The sequence below is a fragment of the Metabacillus sp. 22489 genome (genome assembly GCF_052044855.1).
In the GTDB taxonomy this organism is placed as follows: Bacteria; Bacillota; Bacilli; order Bacillales; family Bacillaceae; genus Metabacillus; species Metabacillus niabensis.
Genome location: NZ_JBQENT010000017.1, coordinates 1 through 18,107 on the forward strand (window position 1 = coordinate 1; position 18,107 = coordinate 18,107).

Sequence of the window (18,107 nt, forward strand, 5' to 3'; positions counted from 1 at the left end):
TGAAAAATGTGGGGGTGAAATGTATCCTGAGTATTATAAAGGGGTACATGGCATAGAGTACAAATTATCGGATATTCTCTAACCATGAAAAGGACCGGGCTATGCCCGGTTTTTCTTATGTTTAGGGATCTTTTGTAAGTTTTTAACGAAAGCTAAAAAAGGGTAAGTTGATAATAATAAAGGTTTTTGCTAGTTAAGTGATATAATATCTATATAAAGTAACTATTCCACGATCCATAGAGGAGGATAAAAATGAAAGCTCAAGATATTATGAACAAATATGTATACAAAGTAAAAGAGACAGAAAGTGTTCGTAATGTAATTGAAAAGTTTATCGAACATGGGATAAGTGGGTTACCGGTAGTAAATGACCGAAATGAAATTGTTGGCTATGTAAGTGATGGGGACATCATGCGTTTTATCGGAAAGCATAAAGATATCATTATTAATGGTTTCTTTTATGTAAATGTTATAAAAGGTGACGAAGAAGAGTTTGAAGAAAGAGTAAAAAAAGTACTTGAATTAAATGTAATGGAAATTGCAAAAACATCTGTGGAAAAAGTATCTTGGGACACGGATGTAGAGGATATCGCAGCATTGTTAGGGAAAAAGCAAATTAAAAAGCTCCCTGTGGAACGTAACGGAGTATTAGTTGGTATTATTAGCCGTGGTGATGTCATTCGAACATCGTTTAAGGCGTTAATGTGAAGTTAGATAAAGAGAGTCCGCCTCATTCTATTTGAGGCGGATTTTTTAACAAGGTAAGAAAGTATAACATTTTGAACTTAGTTTTAGTGTCTAGCTCCAGCGCCTAGCCCCTCGAGGTCATAAGTCAATTTGGAATTGAAGGCAAAGAACGCCTTCTACTCCAAATCGCCTTATGCTTGTCGGGGCTGATCAAGGCGCTTGCGCTTTTCTTATGAATAAGGGTATTTAAGAATTAAAAATCAAAATTATCTGGGTCTGGTCCTATACGATGATTATCATTTAAACGATTAATTCGTTCCATATCTTCAGCATTAAGCTCAAAGTCAAATATATTTGCATTAGCTAGAATGCGTTGTTCTTTTGTTGATTTTGGGATTGTGACAACACCATTTTGTAAGTCCCAGCGTAAAATGATTTGTGCAACAGTTTTGTTATAGCTTTTTGCAATTTCTTGTAAAAGCGGATGGTCTAATAATTGTCCTTGCATTAAAGGAGACCAAGCTTCTAATTGAATGTGATGCTCCTTACAAAATGTTTGGACTTCCTTTTGGGTGAGTCTAGGATGATACTCAACTTGATTGACCATTGGATTTATTTCAGCGTCCTTCATTAACTCCTTTAAGTGATGAACCTGAAAGTTACTTACACCTATTGCTTTAACTCGACCTTCTTTATATAAAGTTTCTAATGCACGCCAAGCTTCTTTAAATTTTCCTTCTACAGGCCAATGGATAAGATATAAATCTAAATAATCTAAGCCTAGTTTTTTTAAGCTAGCATCATATGCTGCAATGGTAGATTCGTACCCTAAATCAGAATTCCACACTTTAGAGGTTATAAATAGTTCCTCTCTAGAAATGCCAGTTTCGTTTATTCCTTCTCGAATGGCTTGTCCAACACCTTCTTCATTTTCATAAATGGCAGCCGTATCAATACTGCGGTACCCTTGTTTAATTGCAAATTTAATTGCATTTACCAATTCAGGACCTTCCTCAACCTTAAAAACACCGAGGCCGAACCAAGGCATTTGTATACCGTTCGCTAATTTCGTTGTATCTTGTAAGCTAGTAATCATCATTAATTCCTCCAAATGTTAAATATTTTTTTGATTGTTAAAGTTAGAGTGATCTTTTTTCTCAAGGGACCGGCTCAAGCCAGTAAGGAATACAGCTAATAAGACCATTAGTGAGCCGATCCAAGTAGTATGAATAAGTCCAATGGAATCAGTAATGACACCACCCAAAAAGGAGCCTAGCGCAATCCCTGCATTAAAAGCAGCAATATTAATCGCAGATGCGACATCTACTGCAGAAGGAACAAATCGTTCAGCTAACATGACAACATATACTTGTAATCCAGGTACATTCATAAAGGCTAATAAGCCCATCAAGAATATACTTATTAATCCAGCTATTTTAAATGGTGCAGTAAACATTAAAACAAATAGAACAATAGCTTGAATAATGAACATGTAAAATAACGATTTAATCGGATTTTGATTAGAAACTTTTCCGCCAATCATGTTTCCGATTGCAATGGCGATTCCATAAACAAGAAGGATGATAGCAACTGTTCCCTCTTTAAAGCCGGTTATATTAGTAAGGATCGGTGTTAAATAAGTAAAAACGACAAATGTTCCGCCATACCCTAATGCAGTAATGATAAAAACAAGCAATAAGCGTCCGTTTGTTACTAATTTTAATTGGTCGCTAAACGTAGTTCGCGTTGCCTTCTTTAAATTAGCAGGAATAAGGATACTATTTGAAAAGAGAGCGATAATTCCAACAATAACGATGACGACAAACGCGATTCGCCAGCCAAACTGTTGACCAATAAATGTTCCTAAAGGTACTCCGGTTACTGTTGCAACAGTGAGTCCTGTAAACATAATCGATATTGCACTAGCTCGACGATTTTCAGGTACTAAATCGGCAGCGATTGTCGAACCGATTGACATAAATACACCGTGAGAAAAAGCTGAAATAATACGTGCAATAAGTAAAATCGCAATGCTTGGTGCACAAGCAGCGATACTATTCCCAATAATAAAAATAATCATAATCCAGAGCAATAAAGTCTTTCGTGACATTCTTGAAGTAACTGATGTAAGAATTGGTGCTCCAAATGTTACTCCTAAAGCATATAACGAAACAGTTAAACCTGCTGTTGTTACTGGTATTTGTAAATCATCAGATATTAAAGGCAAAAGTCCAACACTAATGAATTCCGTAGTACCAATTGCAAATGCACTCACTGCTAAAGCAAGAAGTGCAAAGGTACTTCTTTTTTTATCTAATGTCATTTTTTCTCCTCCTTCTTTTTGATTAGGGATAAAAAAATCCCTCTATAACGCAAACTATATAAAAATCCTTTACTATAAATTTCAGCCGGCAAATGTTATTATGATACACATATAACAAAGTGAGAAGTACGTACTTTAAAGTAATATAGATACTAAAAAGTGATATAGGTACTTTTTGGTTTCTATAAAAAGGAGGACATTAATTGTGCAAAAAAAGAAATATAATATATCTGTTGAAGCAACGTTAGAAGTAATTGGCGGAAAATGGAAATGTGTTATTTTATGTCATTTAACCCATGGAAAGAAACGAACTAGTGAATTGAAGCGGCTTATGCCAGATATAACTCAAAAGATGCTAACACAACAATTGAGAGAATTAGAGGCAGATGGGGTCATTAATCGAATTGTATACCAACAAATCCCTCCTAAAGTGGAGTATGAGCTAAGTGAATATGGATGGAGCTTACAGGGTATATTAGATTCTCTATGTGCATGGGGGGAGAAGCATATAAAGAAAGTGTACGGGAACACATATGATGTATTAGAGGAAAATGAATTAAATAAACATCTAATGGAAGAGCGTCAGTAATTTTTATATATTTCGTCTTGCAAAAGGAAGTCAAGTGATGGGAAATTATGCTAAAAAACTTGGATTAGGATTGTAAAATAGTTTACGTTGGGGAAAAGATGACGTCATGGTTATCAAATTGTTTAAAATGCAATTTAAAGATGGAAAAGGCATGTATTAAACAATGATAATACAATTTTAATTATTAAAGATTTAAATGTAAAAGGGAGTTCATCTGTTTTGAAGCTAGGGTGAAAAACATTCGTTTAGTAAACGGAATTCATAATATAAATTGTAAAATTGAGGGATTAAGCAGCAAAAAAACAGGAGTCTATTTTAGGGACTCCTGTTTTATTATTTTATATGGTTTTACTTATCGAATGGTTTTTAATGCTCCGCTCCAAGCAATTACTTGGTCAAGCATTTCATTTACATTTTTTAAATGTAATTCAGCTGGTTTGAAGGTAGTTCCATTTTCAAAATCAGTAAATAATGAAAGTGTTGGGTGTACACGAACATCTGCGATTAATAATTCTCCCATAATACCACGTAAATGTTCGGCAGCACGAGCTCCACCTGTAGAGCCATAGCTTACAATACCAGCAGCTTTGTTGTTCCATGCTTCACGTGCAGAATCAAGTGCGTTTTTAAGTGCTCCTGTAATGCTGTGGTTATATTCTTGAACAATAAAAACAAAGCCATCAAGTGTTGCTAACTTTTCATTCCATGCTTGTAAGCCAGGCTCTTGACCAGTACCTTCTCCTAAAAGTGGAAGTTTGTATTCTGCAATATCAACGATTTCATAATCCGCATCACCACGTTGATCTGCGATTGATTTTACCCATTCTCCCACTTGTGGACTCACACGGCCTTGGCGTGTACTTCCTAAAATAATCCCAATTTTTAATTTACCATTTGTCATTTGCTGTTCCTCCTTTGAATTTTTACCGAATAGTTTGTTTAAAAATCCCAAATTTATTGCACCACCTATAATTAATGGAAAACCCTTTACATCCAATTTTTATTGAATTAAAATATTATTAATTCGAGATAATTGTATTAGACTGTATGGATTTTGTCAAGGCGTTTAAAATATATTCATTACAACAAAAAATGATGACGAAGGGAACGAAAATAATGGATAAATTTCATGAAAAACCAAATGTATTTGTTGGAGAAGTAACAATTAAAGTACAAGATTTAGAAAAAGCTACAGCCTTTTATCAAGAAATAATTGGTTTCCAACTATTAAAGAAGGAGGATAAAAAGGTTATTTTAACAGCAAATGGGCAAACCCCCTTGCTAACTTTGGAGCAGCCAGATCATGTAATTCCAAAAGAAAAAAGGGCATTAGGACTATACCACTTCGCAATTTTGCTACCAACAAGAGAGGATTTATCGCAATTTTTACGTCATATCATTCAAGTAGGATATCCAATTGGGGCAGCAGATCATGATGTTAGTGAGGCTTTGTACTTAAATGATCCAGATGGAAATGGCATTGAAGTATACCGTGATAGACCTTCGTCACAATGGACATGGAACAATGAATTGGTTCATATGGTGACAGAACAACTTGATGGAGACGGGATTCTAGCCGAAAGTAGTAAAAGTTGGCAAGGGCTACCGAAAAATACAATAATGGGGCATATCCATTTACATGTAGCTGATGTTAAAAAAGCAGAGGAATTTTATACGAAAGGGCTAGGCTTTAACGTTGTTAGTTACTATCCGCAAGCAGCATTCCTTTCAACGGGGAATTATCACCACCATATTGCCGTTAATATGTGGCAAGGAGCAAATGCACAAGTACCATCTAAAAATAGTGTCGGTTTAAAATGGTATACACTTGTGTATCCAAATGAGGCGGAAAGACAAGCTGTTGTTGAAAGGTTAAAGCAGCTTGGGGCACCAGTAAGAAAAGAAGAAGACTTCTATACGACGGAAGATCCGACAGGTAATCAAATTAAACTTGTTATTTAAAGCAAAATCAATCGCCAAGAAGATCACTTCATTAAAAATGAATGGTATGATAACAATAAAAACAGTATTATTTTCAGGAAATAATTAATGCAATAGGAATCGTTGTGAAGGTGGAGTATATGGCTAAAACAATAGTAGAAAAACTAAATTTACAAAAGTATGAAGATGTTGCGATTCTTAACCTACCAGAAGGTGAAGACTATTTAACAGAGCTGTCAAATTATGAAACTGAGCTTAAAAAGAATCGTTCATATGATTTAATTTTTGCCTTTGTATTAGACATGGAATCATTAAAAGAACTTGTTAATCAAGTAATTGAGCAAAAATCCCTTAATAAAAATGGCTATATGTACGTGGCGTATCCTAAAAAGGGAAACAAAAAATATTCAACATTCATTCACCGTGATGACCTGTTAGAGGGGATAGGTGCGGATGCAAATGGTTATGTTGGCAACAGTAATATAAAGTTTTCCAGAATGGTAGGATTTGACGATGTATTTACAGTAGTCGGTCTGAAAGAGGACGCAAAAGGGAAAAATAAGAAGTCAACAAAGGCTAGTCAATGTGTTGATGATTATATTGATCTCATTCCAAGTATCGAACGTGACTTACAAGATTCACCGGATTTACTTGCATTTTATCAATCCCTTACTCCAGGCTATCGAAAGGATTGGGCACGGTATGTATACAGTGCAAAACAAGAGGCCACAAAAGCAAAGCGTCGTGAAGAAATGAAAATGATTCTTGGTGAAGGATATAAAAGCCGAGATTTATATCGCCTTGATAAATAAAAAAATAGAGACATTGGACAAATCCAGTGTCTCTATTTTTTACACTTTTTAGGAAGTGAAATTACCATCATAGCTTAACGTTATTACACCATAAATAATATTGTTCGTTTTCTTTAACACGAATTTCATAGGTTACTTCATAATCATTTCCAGAAATTACGGACCTAAATTTAACAAGCTACTCTTTCTTAATAACAATTTAAACTAGTTTTTGTTACCTGGGGCTGTGCATTCTTTTATGTTAGTCCATCATACGTTTACGATAGACGAAGATAACAAAGATAAAAACTACAGCTACCCAAATAAGAATAATGGCAAGGTTGGACCATACATCTATAAGATTTGCCCCTAACTGTACTTCATTTGCTAAAGTAATTAATTGCGAGTTAGGCATAAACTCAGCGACTTTTAAGAAAGGGTATCTATCAGAAAAAGCCGTTAAAAAATCTCCAAACGAAAAAATAAATATGAAAGGTAATATGATAACAGATGCTTCCATAACTGATTTCGTCATTAATCCTAATAAAGTACCAAGACCAATATAGAAAAAGGTTGAAATAATTATAGAGATTGCTATAACTAATGGGTTTTTAGGAAGATATTCTGTTAAAAAAGCACAAATGATAATAATGAATAAAGTTCCTAATAAGCTTAAAAGACTTTTACCTACTAATATTTCAAGTGTACTAGCGGGTGAGAGCATGAGACCGCGTAATGTACTCTTTTCCTTCTCTTCTGCGATTAGAGAGCATTGTACATAAGCAGATACTAAACAAAAAACCATATTAAATACTAAATAATGCTCATTAACCGTTTCAACACCGAATCGTCCATAAAGTGCGGCGATAATAAGTGGCATAAGTGCTGACGATGAAACAAATAGATTTTTAGAAACATCTTTATAGTCCTTTTGAAGTATTGCAGCCGAACGTTTAAATGAAAAAGTTGTCATGATAATTTCCTCCCTGTTACTTCTACAAATATATCTCCAAGTGTTGGTTCATTTGAGTAAATCGATACAATTTTGTCTTGCCTCATATAATCATAGATTGCTTGAGCTCCATCAGGTCCTTTGTCAATAATTTCCTTATTACCATCGGTAAGCTCAACAGTTAATGTATGATTAGCAAATTTTTGCCGAAGTGACTTGGGTGTATCCAACAATTGGATGGATCCATTATGTAGAAACGCTACTCTGTCACAAAGTGTTTCAGCTTCATTCATATCATGTGTAGTTAGAAAAATGGTTGTTCCTTGTTCCTTTAAGCCTTCTAATCCTTTATAAATATGCTTTGTATTAACGGGGTCAAGTGCAGAGGTAGGCTCATCTAGGAATAAAAGATCTGGCTTATGTAAAAAAGCTCTTGCCAAAATAACACGCTGAAGCATTCCCTTCGATAGCTTTGATACAACTTTCTTTTTTGCCTCACTTAAATTCACCATTTCCAAAACTTCAGAAATTCTAGTATGTGGTACATCGTAAAGGTCACAATAGAGCTTTAAATTATCATAAACTGTTAATCTTTCATATAAACCAGTGTTGTCTGTAAGAACACCAATTTTTTTTCGATAGGCCGTTTCCTTTAATTTTGAAGCTGGAACACCAAAAACAAGTGCTTCTCCATCTGTTTGCGCTAGCTGAGCAGTTAATATTTTTATCGTTGTTGTTTTTCCTGAACCACTAGGACCTAGAAAGCCAAAGATTTCACCCTTCTTCACTTCAAATGAAACATCCTTTAATGCTTGTTGGTTTGCAAACAGTTTCGCTAATCTTCTTACTTCAATAATATTCTCCATCTTCATCCTCCACTGCTTTTATAGTAGTTGTTTGACGATATTGTAAAGAGCACTTTTATACTGAAACTCTCTTATTGCAGAGAGCTGTTCAAGGTGCTTCTGCGTTTCTTATGCTTCTATCATAGGAAACAAATTAGTATTTCACATTATATTTTCGCTGAAAGGAGCTATGATATGTATGAGTGGAGAATATTTAGCGTGAATGGAGTCTATTTTAAGCCCAACATTCCTTTTAATTCTGCCATTTTCGTTTTTGATAATGGGATAGAGGACTTTTTAGCATCTGCTAATATTAAAGAAAAACTGTTCCTTGTAAATGTCACGACTTCACGAACTTTTTGTAAATTAACGATATACGACCTGTGGCATCTAAAGAAACCATATGGATTCAATCTCGTCTCTAACTCTGCCATGGTGAAGGCACATGGGTATGCTTCACCATTAATATAGATAATAGAATTGCCTTCACTGCTCTCAATATAATCAATTTCAGGAGGGTCAAATAATACAATCTTGTCGTTAACCTTTGTAGGGATTTTTTCAAAACGAACAGGTTGAATGATAACTTCCTCTTCTTCTTTAGTAGCTGATGCCTCTTCTATAGTTACTTCCTCTTCGGAGAGAACATCAAGAGCATGTAACCCCGTTTCATCTAATCGATAAACCTGGTTTGTTACAAAAAGGGCACTTTCTACATTATTCGTTAAAATTAAGACAGCTTTTCCATCTTGGCCTAGCTGTTTAACCAATTTGATCAATATTTGCTTTGTTTCTAAGTCAACATTTTGATCAGGCTCTTCAAATATATAAAGATCAGAATTTTGAAAAAGTAACCGACCAAAATGAACCCTTCTTTTTTCTGAATAAGTCAACTTACTAACACGGTAGCCTTTTTTACTTTCAAGTTGAACTGCTCTAATACAGTCTTCTACAGATAGCTTTGAACTATATATTGTTCTGTAAAAAAGGTAATTATCCTTAACGCTTAATCTTTCATATAGGCCATCATCTAAAAGGGAAAATCCAATTTTTGAATGGACAAATCTCATAGAAGTTCTAGTAATCTGCTCTCCACATATGAAAATTGACCCGTTGGAGATGGGGATTTCGCCCATTAACATTTTTAGTAGAATTGAACGTACATTTGTATTAGCATGAATCGCGATAATGTCTTTTTCTGAAACAGTCAAATTAAATTCTGGAAAAATGAGAGAATGCTCATCGTGCTTTTCTAGTTTCTTTATTTCTAAAATGCTCATGTTATATCCACCTTTTTCACTAATTGAGGTATGACCGGAATTTTCCACTATTACTAATTATATACTGATTCAAATTTCATAACTTGAGTAAGAGTTAAAAATTCTAGTATATATTGTTATTTTTTGTAGAATAGGATCATTTCCTAGGAAATGGACGAGGAGAAATTGGTGGAATTTGTTAAATGGTGTTAGTTGTATTCTGACAGATAGAATGTATTTTAATGAGTACAGTAAAGCTATGAGCATGTATGTTTCAGTTCTGAATAGTCCATGCTACAATTGTTATTACCGAAAGAAAGAGGTGGATTGTAATGAAAATTGAAGTGTGGTCAGACTTTGTTTGTCCGTTTTGTTATATAGGAAAACGTAGATTAGAATTAGCATTAGAGCAATTTCCTCATAAAGATGCTGTCGATGTCGAATTTAAAGCCTTTGAATTAGATCCAAATGCTGATGTCTATTCAGGTAAAAGTATTCATGAAGCACTAGCTTCTAAATATGGAATGAGTATTGAGCAAGCTAAGCAAAGTAATGCTCAAATTGGTCAGCAGGCAGCAACGGTAGGCTTGACATTTAATTTTGAGGACATGAAGCCAACAAATACATTTGATGCTCATAGATTAGCGAAATTTGCTAAGGAGCAAAATAAAGAGAAAATCATAACAGAAAAGCTGCTATATGCATATTTTACTGAGTCGAAGAATTTAAGTGATTTTGAAACGTTAGCAGATATTGCAGAAGGCTCAGGGTTAGATAGACAAAAGGCTTTAGATGTACTTAATGATAAAACGGTATTTGCAAATGATGTGAGAATTGATGAAGGTATTGCCCAACAATATGGAATTAGAGGTGTGCCTTACTTTATTATTAATCAAAAATATGCCATTTCAGGTGCTCAGCCATTAGATACATTTGTAAGTGCACTTCAAAAGGTATGGGAAGAAGAGAATCCAAAGCCAAAATTTGAGGATCTTTCTACAGACCAGTCAACTGATGCGTTTTGTGCCGATGGAAGCTGTGCAGTGCCAACAAACAAAGAACAAAATTAAGAAATATGTAAGGACATCACAGAGTATGATGTCCTTTTTATCTTTAGGGAAGAATATTTGTCCACGTGGTTTTTTCAAGGTCCATTAGTTGTTACTCTATTTTTTAATAGATCTTTTTTGAAGGATTGTTATTTTTGCACGATTAAGATAAATGATTGTATTGTGAGGCTCCTGCAGGATGTGTGGGATAGGCTTATCACTTACGCCACAGAAAGCGAGTATTACACGAAAAAATAAATTAACCAAAAGGACATCTAAGTAAAAAGCAAAAAAGTTTACAAAAACAGCTTTTTTAATAGATAAATAAGTTAGCCTCTTGTTCATAATTGGGGAGTTCAAAATAGGTACTTATTTCTTAAGTTTAACAAATAGAATAATAGCTTTAAAATATAAATTGTAAGCCCTTAAATAATCATATTGATTGGTAACCCGAAATCATGGAAAATATAATTAGTCCGATTTCGGGTTTTTTCTTTCTCCATCCTCTAGTATATAAATTTGATATTTTAAAAAATAAATATTTAGTAAAAAATTTTACTAAATAAAAAGAAAGTGATATCTTAGTATTACTGATTAAAAATAAGATGTATGTAATGGTGGTGTATAGAATGGCGACTATTAAAGATGTTGCTACAGAAGCGGGTTTTTCTATATCAACTGTTTCTAGGGTTCTAAATAATGATGAAAGCTTGTCAGTTCCTGATGAAACGAGAGAAAAAATATTCGAAGTCGCAGATAAGCTTAATTACAGAAAAAAAACAGTAAGACCTAAAGTGAAAAATATTGCCTTTTTATATTGGTTATCAGATAAAGAAGAGCTTGAAGATGTCTATTTTAAAACGATGAGATTAGAGGTCGAAAAATTAGCATCGAAGTTTAATATAGAGCTAACAACATATAAAATCACTGATGGCATTACGAAAATACCAAGTGAAATAGAGGGTTTTATTGCAGTTGGTATGTTTTCGGATAAGGAACTAGAATATCTTAGAGGGATAACGAATAATGGAGTTTTTCTCGATACAACGCCAGATCCATACCATTTTGACTCTGTTAGACCTGATCTAGCACTGTTAACCGTTCAAACCGTAGATTTTTTACTAGAAAAGGGACATAAGGAGATAGGGCTTATCGGAGGAACGTACCATAATCCTAATACGGATGAAGATGAAATGGATATCCGTGAAAAAATCTTTCGAGAATATATGAGCAAAAAGGGTTTATTGCGTGAGGAGTTTATTTTTTGCCATAGGGGATTTTCTGTAGAAAACGGCTATTATTTAATGTCGAAAGCAATTGAACAGCTTGGGGAACAGCTTCCAACCGCTTTCTTTATTGCAGCTGATCCAATTGCTGTTGGTTGTTTGCAGGCACTAAATGAACATGGTATATCTATACCAAATAGAGTGAGTGTTGTCAGTATTAATAATACGAGTGTTGCAAAATATGTATCCCCACCTTTAACGACATATCATATTGATTTACGAGAAATGTGTAAAAATGCAATTGAATTATTGCTTGAGCAAATAATAGGGAAACGTAAAATTGTAAAAACATTATATCTTGGTGCTGAGTTGATTATTAGAAAAAGTACAAATTAAAACGAAGAAAACAGCTTAATTCATTAAGCTGTTTTTTAATTTTCGTAAATTTTTTTACTTAAACTAGTAAAATATTTATTTACAGTTTTCCTATTAGATGCTATATTATTTTTGGGAACGCTTTCTAAATAGGGGGAAAACGTTAAAAAATTTTGAAAGGATGAACATCCATGAAAAATGTAAAAAGACATATTAGCATTATCTGTTTTCTTGCTTTTGTTTTAGTCTTAGCTGCATGCGGACCAAAGGAAAGCAGTGAAAGTGGTGCAAATGAGAAAGAAACAACCGGGACTAAAGAATTAATTGTTTGGGAAGATATAGAAAAAGCAGAAGGTATTAAAGATGCTGTTGCAAAATTTGAAAAAGAGCATGATGTAACAGTAAAAGTAGTAGAAAAGGCATATGCTCAACAAATTGAAGACTTGCGTCTTGATGGTCCTGCTGGAACTGGACCAGATGTTCTAACTATGGCTGGAGACCAAATCGGGACAGCTGTAACAGAAGGATTAATAAAAGAATTGAAAGTAGATGAAGGTGTACAAGCTATTTATACAGAATCTGCACTTCAATCACAAATGGTTGAGGGTAAAATTTACGGATTGCCGAAAGCTGTCGAAACAACATTGCTTTACTATAACAAAGATATCATCTCAGAAGATGAGCTACCAAAAACATTAGATGAATGGTATGAAAAGTCTAAAGAGTTAACAAAAGATGGTAATTATGGGTTCTTAGCATTATTCGACCAAATCTATTATGCACAAAGTGTTTTAGGTGGCTATGGTGGATATATTTTTGGAAATGATGGAAATGGAAATTATGATTCAACAGATGTTGGTTTAAATAATGAAGGTGCAATTGAAGGTGCCGAGTATATTCAAAAGTTTTATAAAGAAGGATTGTTCCCAGCTGGAATTATCGGAGAACAAGGGATTAATGTATTAGAATCATTATTTACGGAAGGTAAAGCAGCAGCAATTATATCTGGACCATGGAATTTAGAGCCGTTCAAAAAGGCTGGGGTAAACTATGGCGTAACAAAATTGCCTGAATTATCAAATGGCGAAAATATGAGCGCATTTGTTGGAGTGAAAAGCTACAATGTAAGCGAATATTCAAAAAATGCTGAATTGGCAGAGGAATTTGTTGAATTTATTACTAATGAGGAAAACTCTAAAACAAGATATGAAGTAACACAGGAAGTACCTGCAGTAAAAGCATTAGCTGAAGATCCAGTTGTGAAGGAAAGCGAAGCTGCACAAGCAGTTGCTGAGCAATCTCAATTCTCAGAATTAACACCAAATATTCCTGAAATGAATGAAGTATGGACACCTGCTGATAGTGCGTTACAAACAATCGCTACAGGTAAGGCTGAGCCAAAAGAAGCTTTAGATCAAGCCGTTGAAACAATCAAGGGACAAATCGCAGCAAAACATGGCGGAAAATAAATAGAAATAAATCGATAGTTCATTTCTTAAAAATAGGGTCAGACCCCTCCTACAAAAAATAATGACGGTTTAAAGGTTTAAAATCTTAAATCCGCAATATTTGGAGGTGTCAGACCCTATTAAGATAGAACACGATGATATATACAAAGTTAATTGTATTCTATAGAAAGAAAGTATAAATTTTTGCGCTTAGTCTAGTGTCTAGCTCCAGCGTATAGCAAGGCGCTTCCGCTTTCTAAGTTCTAAAGAGGTGAAAAAGGTGACATATCGTAAAAAAGCCTTATTATTATCGATAATTCCTGGGTTTGGACAATTTTACAACAAGCAGTGGGCAAAAGGTTTATTGTTTCTTATTTTAGGAGTATCGTTCTTTACTGCTTTTGGAGATTTATTAAATATGGGGTTTTGGGGTCTTTTTACATTGGGGACAGAGGTACCTCGTGATAATTCTGTTTTCTTATTAGCAGAAGGGATCATTGCTTTAATCGTAACGTGTTTAGGGCTATTAATCTATTATTTAAATTTAAGAGATGCATATAAAACTGGAGAAATGCGAGATGAAAATAAAGAGCTATATTCTTTAAGAGAGCAATATCAAAATTTAATTGCTCAAGGTTACCCATATTTAGTTAGTGGGCCATCTCTATTTATCTTAATCTTTGCTGTTATTTTTCCAATTTTATTTAGCTTTGCATTAGCATTTACAAACTATGATTTATATCATTCCCCACCTGCTAATTTAGCGGATTGGGTAGGATTAGATACATTTGGTCAGATTTTCACAGTAGATATTTGGCGTTCAACATTTTTTGATGTTTTAGGTTGGACCGTCATTTGGACACTTGTAGCATCATCTCTTCAAGTAGGTCTAGGTATTTTATTAGCTGTAGTTGTAAACCAGAAGGAGATTCGTTTTAAGAAATTTTATCGGACAATCCTCGTGCTACCATGGGCTGTGCCAGGATTTGTTACAATTCTGATTTTTGCAGGCTTGTTTAATGATAGCTTTGGAGCGATTAACAATGATATTTTAGCGTTTTTTGGCATTGACGCAATTCCATGGTTAACGGATGCGAACTGGTCAAAATTAGCGTTAATCCTTATGCAAGGGTGGTTAGGATTTCCATATATATTCCTTGTTACAACAGGTGTACTGCAATCGATTCCAGAGGATTTATATGAAGCTGCTACTATTGATGGCGCATCCATCTTTGCGAAATTTAAACATATTACAATGCCAATGATCTTAATTGCAATGGCACCGATTATTATTACACAGTTTACCTTTAATTTTAATAACTTTAATATTATTTATCTCTTCAATGGTGGAGGCCCAGCTGTACCTGGTAGCACTGCCGGAGGAACAGATATATTAGTTTCTTGGATTTACAAATTAACAATGCAATCAAGTCAATATTCTTTAGCAGCAGCATTAACGATTTTGTTATCAGTTTTTGTTATCGCAATCGCTCTATGGCAATTCAGACGAACAAATTCATTTAAAGAGGGGGCTTAAGAGATGCTGACAGATATGAAGAGAAAGAAATTCTTTCGACTCCTATTCTCCTATTTGCTATTAACATTCATGGTGGTGGTCATCATCTACCCCTTGCTTTGGACGGTTGGTGCAAGCTTTAACCCTGGTAATAGTTTAGTAAGTACATCAATTATTCCAGAAAATCCGACATTGGATCATTATAAAGAGCTATTTGCAGGGAAAGACAGTCTTCAATATGGTAATTGGTATTTAAATTCATTGAAAATAAGTATTTTTACAATGCTAGGAACAATTTTGAGTGTTTCCTTTACCGCATATGCCTTTTCACGGTTCCGATTTAAAGGAAGAAAAAACGCATTAACGATTTTCCTTTTACTGCAAATGATTCCGCAATTCTCAGCATTAATTGCACTATTTGTTTTAGCGCAAATTCTTGGCTTAATGAATAGTCATTGGTTGCTAATCTTGTTATACATTGGCGGACAAATTCCTATGAACACGTATTTGATGAAAGGTTATATGGATTCGATTCCAATTGATTTAGATGAAAGTGCGAAAATAGACGGAGCAAGTAACACAAGAATCTTTTGGCAAATTATAATGCCGTTATCAAAACCAATGGTTGCCGTTGTTGCCATGAATGGTTTTACAGGGCCATTAGGTGATTTTATCTTATCATCAACAATATTAAGAACACCTGAGTCATATACATTACCGATAGGACTCTACAATTTAGTTAATGACGTTATGGGAGCAAGCTATACAACATTCGCTGCTGGAGCGATCTTAATTAGTATCCCGATTGCGATTGTCTTTTTATTGTTGCAAAGGAACTTTGTATCTGGCTTAACAGCTGGTGGTACGAAAGGCTAATTTTAGATAATCATAGGACAAACAGATAAGGGAGAGAACTATGTCAAAACGAGAAAAAACATATGTAACGAATGCAAAATTTATGCTCCATGGTGGAGATTACAACCCCGACCAATGGTTAGATCGACCAGATATTTTAGCAGATGATATTAAATTAATGAAATTATCACATACAAACACATTTTCGGTAGGGATATTTGCTTGGAGTGCTCTTGAGCCCAGGGAAGGTGTCTACCAATTTGAATGGCTTGATGAAGTAATTGAGAATATCCATAAAATTGGCGGACGGGTTATTTTAGCGACGCCAAGCGGTGCCCGTCCTGCTTGGATGTCACAGAAATATCCAGAAGTGTTGCGCACAAATGGACATAGAATGAAGCAATTGCACGGAGGAAGACATAATCACTGCTTTACATCTGAAGTGTACAGAGAAAAGACACAGCAAATAAATCGTAAGCTAGCAGAAAGGTATGGTCAGCATCCTGCTCTTTTAATGTGGCATATTTCGAATGAATATAGCGGTGAGTGTCATTGTAATAAATGTCAGCAAGCATTTAGAGGCTGGCTAAAGGAGAAATATAACAATGACTTAGATGCCTTGAACAAAGCTTGGTGGACACCATTTTGGAGCCATACATTCAGCGATTGGTCACAAATTGAATCGCCATCTCCGATTGGAGAGAATGCCGTACATGGTCATAACTTAGATTGGCGTCGCTTTGTTACCGATCAGACAATTTCTTTCTTTGAAAATGAAATTGTTCCAATTAAGGAATTAACACCAAATGTTCCGATTACAACAAACTTCATGGCAGATACGAATGATTTAATTCCGTTCCAATCGTTAGATTATAGCAAATTTGCTAAGCATCTAGATGTAATTAGCTGGGACGCATATCCAGCTTGGCACAATGATTGGGAAACGACTGCTGATTTAGCAATGAAGGTAGGCTTTATTGATGATCTTTATCGTAGTTTGAAGCAACAACCGTTTTTATTAATGGAATCAACACCAAGTGCTGTTAACTGGCATCAAGTTAATAAGGCAAAACGCCCAGGGATGCACTTACTATCTTCCATGCAAATGGTCGCACATGGATCTGACAGTATTCTTTATTTCCAATGGCGAAAATCCCGTGGCTCTTCAGAAAAATTCCATGGTGCAGTAGTAGACCATGATAATAGTTCTGAGAATCGAGTTTTTAAAGAGGTTGCTAAGGTAGGAGAAACATTAGAAAAGCTATCTGATGTAGTTGGAACGAATCGAACATCAGATGTGGCGATACTTTATGATTGGGAAAGCAACTGGGCAATTAATGATGCACAAGGCTTTGGTTTAGATACAAAGCGATATCCACAAACGTTGCAGCAACATTATCGAACATTCTGGGAAAAGGATATACCAGTTGATGTCATTACAAAGGAACAAGATTTTTCATCTTATAAGCTATTAATCGTTCCTATGCTTTATTTAGTAAGCGAAGAGACAATCGCTCGATTAAAATCATTTGTAGCGAATGGTGGAAGGCTAGTAATGACATATATTAGCGGTCTTGTTAACGAAAATGACTTAACATATACAGGTGGATGGCATCAAGCTCTTCAAGAAATATTCGGTATTAATCCTGTAGAGACTGATACGCTTTATCCAAAGGATGAGAATTACGTCACATATAAGAATGAAAGTTATCTATTAAAGGACTATGCAACAGTGATTGAAGTAGGTGGAGCAAATGTAGAAGGCATTTATATGCAGGATTTCTATGCGAATACTCCAGCTATTACGAGTAACAAGTTTGAGAAGGGAACAGCCTATTATATTGGTGCTCGCTTAAATGATCAATTCCATCGAGATTTTTATCAACAATTAATCGATGAGTTATCATTAAAGCCTGTTTACAATGTTGAACATGGCAAAGGTGTTTCTGTTCAAGTAAGACAGGATAATGAGAAAGATTATATATTCGTTATGAATTTCACAGAAGAAAATCAACCTGTTACATTCTCTGACACTGTACGTGATTTAGTAACAGGGGATGAATTATCTGGAGAGCTAGTATTAAAAGAATATGAAGTAAGAATTGTCGAGAAAAAGAGAGATTAATTGCTTCGGGTCTCCTTCTGTACAAAAAAGCTGTACAGGAGGAGATAATTAATTATAAGTAATAGCATCATGGTAAAAGAGAATTGTCAAAATGGACAAGCCCTCTCATCCTCTTACAGTTCTATG

At 34.7% G+C, this 18,107-nt stretch carries 16 protein-coding genes and 1 pseudogene; 11 read left to right on the forward strand and 6 right to left on the reverse strand.

What is annotated here, in order from left to right; all coding sequences use genetic code 11:
- The first annotated feature begins 252 nt into the window (after nucleotides 1–252).
- A complete protein-coding gene (locus tag ACTJJ9_RS11830; RefSeq protein ID WP_095301615.1) occupies nucleotides 253–708 on the forward strand; it encodes a CBS domain-containing protein in 456 nt (151 codons plus the stop codon).
- A 232-nt stretch (nucleotides 709–940) separates the two neighbouring features.
- Here ACTJJ9_RS11830 and ACTJJ9_RS11835 read toward each other — a convergent pair whose 3' ends face one another.
- Together ACTJJ9_RS11835 and ACTJJ9_RS11840 are read right to left on the reverse strand one after the other, a co-directional pair.
- Nucleotides 941–1,783 carry an aldo/keto reductase gene (locus tag ACTJJ9_RS11835; protein ID WP_145582551.1) on the reverse strand — a complete coding sequence of 281 codons (843 nt, stop codon included), beginning with the start codon at nucleotides 1,781–1,783 and terminating at the stop codon, nucleotides 941–943.
- Nucleotides 1,784–1,801: 18 nt separating this feature from the next.
- Nucleotides 1,802–3,010: an MFS transporter gene (locus ACTJJ9_RS11840; RefSeq protein ID WP_145582552.1), complete on the reverse strand. Its 1,209-nt coding sequence runs from the start codon at nucleotides 3,008–3,010 to the stop codon at nucleotides 1,802–1,804.
- A gap of 205 nt (nucleotides 3,011–3,215) precedes the next feature.
- Between ACTJJ9_RS11840 and ACTJJ9_RS11845 the strand changes: the two genes are divergently transcribed.
- Nucleotides 3,216–3,599 (forward strand): winged helix-turn-helix transcriptional regulator, encoded by a 384-nt coding sequence (locus ACTJJ9_RS11845; protein WP_095301611.1) that lies wholly within the window; start codon nucleotides 3,216–3,218, stop codon nucleotides 3,597–3,599.
- Nucleotides 3,600–3,749: 150 nt separating this feature from the next.
- Nucleotides 3,750–3,901, forward strand: a pseudogene (locus ACTJJ9_RS11850) (PhnA domain-containing protein); the annotation flags it as partial.
- A gap of 50 nt (nucleotides 3,902–3,951) precedes the next feature.
- On the opposite strand, the gene ACTJJ9_RS11855 reads toward ACTJJ9_RS11850, so the two are convergent.
- Nucleotides 3,952–4,551 carry an NADPH-dependent FMN reductase gene (locus ACTJJ9_RS11855; RefSeq protein WP_095301610.1) on the reverse strand — a complete coding sequence of 200 codons (600 nt, stop codon included), beginning with the start codon at nucleotides 4,549–4,551 and terminating at the stop codon, nucleotides 3,952–3,954.
- A 164-nt stretch (nucleotides 4,552–4,715) separates the two neighbouring features.
- On the opposite strand from ACTJJ9_RS11855, the gene ACTJJ9_RS11860 reads away from it, so the two are divergent.
- Both ACTJJ9_RS11860 and ACTJJ9_RS11865 read left to right on the forward strand, forming a co-directional pair.
- The gene (locus ACTJJ9_RS11860) at nucleotides 4,716–5,561 is read left to right on the forward strand and encodes a VOC family protein (protein ID WP_145582553.1); all 846 of its coding nucleotides are present in this window, start codon (nucleotides 4,716–4,718) and stop codon (nucleotides 5,559–5,561) included.
- 119 nt (nucleotides 5,562–5,680) lie between these two features.
- On the forward strand, nucleotides 5,681–6,352 hold the full coding sequence (locus tag ACTJJ9_RS11865) for a YdeI/OmpD-associated family protein (protein WP_095301608.1): 672 nt from the start codon (nucleotides 5,681–5,683) through the stop codon (nucleotides 6,350–6,352).
- A 241-nt stretch (nucleotides 6,353–6,593) separates the two neighbouring features.
- Here ACTJJ9_RS11865 and ACTJJ9_RS11870 read toward each other — a convergent pair whose 3' ends face one another.
- From ACTJJ9_RS11870 to ACTJJ9_RS11880, 3 genes are all read right to left on the reverse strand, one after another.
- Complete coding sequence (locus tag ACTJJ9_RS11870) at nucleotides 6,594–7,304, reverse strand: ABC transporter permease (protein ID WP_095301607.1); 711 nt, start codon at nucleotides 7,302–7,304, stop codon at nucleotides 6,594–6,596.
- Complete coding sequence (locus ACTJJ9_RS11875; RefSeq protein WP_145582554.1) at nucleotides 7,301–8,149, reverse strand: ABC transporter ATP-binding protein; 849 nt, start codon at nucleotides 8,147–8,149, stop codon at nucleotides 7,301–7,303. The genes ACTJJ9_RS11870 and ACTJJ9_RS11875 overlap by 4 nt, the downstream gene beginning before the upstream one ends.
- Nucleotides 8,150–8,358: 209 nt before the next feature.
- The gene (locus ACTJJ9_RS11880) at nucleotides 8,359–9,408 is read right to left on the reverse strand and encodes a LytTR family transcriptional regulator DNA-binding domain-containing protein (RefSeq protein WP_095301605.1); all 1,050 of its coding nucleotides are present in this window, start codon (nucleotides 9,406–9,408) and stop codon (nucleotides 8,359–8,361) included.
- Between the two features lie 311 nt (nucleotides 9,409–9,719).
- On the opposite strand from ACTJJ9_RS11880, the gene ACTJJ9_RS11885 reads away from it, so the two are divergent.
- The 6 genes from ACTJJ9_RS11885 (at nucleotide 9,720) to ACTJJ9_RS11910 (ending at nucleotide 17,981) form a co-directional block, all read left to right on the forward strand.
- Nucleotides 9,720–10,457, forward strand: coding sequence for a DsbA family oxidoreductase (locus ACTJJ9_RS11885; RefSeq protein ID WP_095301604.1), 738 nt, complete (start codon nucleotides 9,720–9,722; stop codon nucleotides 10,455–10,457).
- Nucleotides 10,458–11,065: 608 nt separating this feature from the next.
- Nucleotides 11,066–12,058, forward strand: coding sequence for a LacI family DNA-binding transcriptional regulator (locus ACTJJ9_RS11890; RefSeq protein ID WP_145582555.1), 993 nt, complete (start codon nucleotides 11,066–11,068; stop codon nucleotides 12,056–12,058).
- Between the two features lie 170 nt (nucleotides 12,059–12,228).
- A complete protein-coding gene (locus ACTJJ9_RS11895) occupies nucleotides 12,229–13,506 on the forward strand; it encodes a sugar ABC transporter substrate-binding protein (RefSeq protein WP_095303226.1) in 1,278 nt (425 codons plus the stop codon).
- Nucleotides 13,507–13,765: 259 nt separating this feature from the next.
- Entirely contained in the window at nucleotides 13,766–15,022 is a 1,257-nt protein-coding gene (locus tag ACTJJ9_RS11900; RefSeq protein WP_095303227.1) for a carbohydrate ABC transporter permease, read from the forward strand.
- Between the two features lie 3 nt (nucleotides 15,023–15,025).
- Nucleotides 15,026–15,877, forward strand: a complete 852-nt coding sequence (locus ACTJJ9_RS11905) for a sugar ABC transporter permease (protein WP_095303228.1) — start codon at nucleotides 15,026–15,028, stop codon at nucleotides 15,875–15,877.
- A gap of 40 nt (nucleotides 15,878–15,917) precedes the next feature.
- Entirely contained in the window at nucleotides 15,918–17,981 is a 2,064-nt protein-coding gene (locus tag ACTJJ9_RS11910; protein WP_095303229.1) for a beta-galactosidase, read from the forward strand.
- The last annotated feature ends 126 nt before the right edge of the window (nucleotides 17,982–18,107 follow it).

Coding starts and splice junctions, on each gene's coding strand:
- ACTJJ9_RS11830 (WP_095301615.1), top strand. CDS start 253: ATGAAAGCTCAAGATATTATGAACAAATATGTATACAAAGTAAAAGAG.
- ACTJJ9_RS11835 (WP_145582551.1), bottom strand. CDS start 1,783: ATGATTACTAGCTTACAAGATACAACGAAATTAGCGAACGGTATACAA.
- ACTJJ9_RS11840 (WP_145582552.1), bottom strand. CDS start 3,010: ATGACATTAGATAAAAAAAGAAGTACCTTTGCACTTCTTGCTTTAGCA.
- ACTJJ9_RS11860 (WP_145582553.1), top strand. CDS start 4,716: ATGGATAAATTTCATGAAAAACCAAATGTATTTGTTGGAGAAGTAACA.
- ACTJJ9_RS11865 (WP_095301608.1), top strand. CDS start 5,681: ATGGCTAAAACAATAGTAGAAAAACTAAATTTACAAAAGTATGAAGAT.
- ACTJJ9_RS11870 (WP_095301607.1), bottom strand. CDS start 7,304: ATGACAACTTTTTCATTTAAACGTTCGGCTGCAATACTTCAAAAGGAC.
- ACTJJ9_RS11875 (WP_145582554.1), bottom strand. CDS start 8,149: ATGGAGAATATTATTGAAGTAAGAAGATTAGCGAAACTGTTTGCAAAC.
- ACTJJ9_RS11880 (WP_095301605.1), bottom strand. CDS start 9,408: ATGAGCATTTTAGAAATAAAGAAACTAGAAAAGCACGATGAGCATTCT.
- ACTJJ9_RS11885 (WP_095301604.1), top strand. CDS start 9,720: ATGAAAATTGAAGTGTGGTCAGACTTTGTTTGTCCGTTTTGTTATATA.
- ACTJJ9_RS11890 (WP_145582555.1), top strand. CDS start 11,066: ATGGCGACTATTAAAGATGTTGCTACAGAAGCGGGTTTTTCTATATCA.
- ACTJJ9_RS11895 (WP_095303226.1), top strand. CDS start 12,229: ATGAAAAATGTAAAAAGACATATTAGCATTATCTGTTTTCTTGCTTTT.
- ACTJJ9_RS11905 (WP_095303228.1), top strand. CDS start 15,026: ATGCTGACAGATATGAAGAGAAAGAAATTCTTTCGACTCCTATTCTCC.
- ACTJJ9_RS11910 (WP_095303229.1), top strand. CDS start 15,918: ATGTCAAAACGAGAAAAAACATATGTAACGAATGCAAAATTTATGCTC.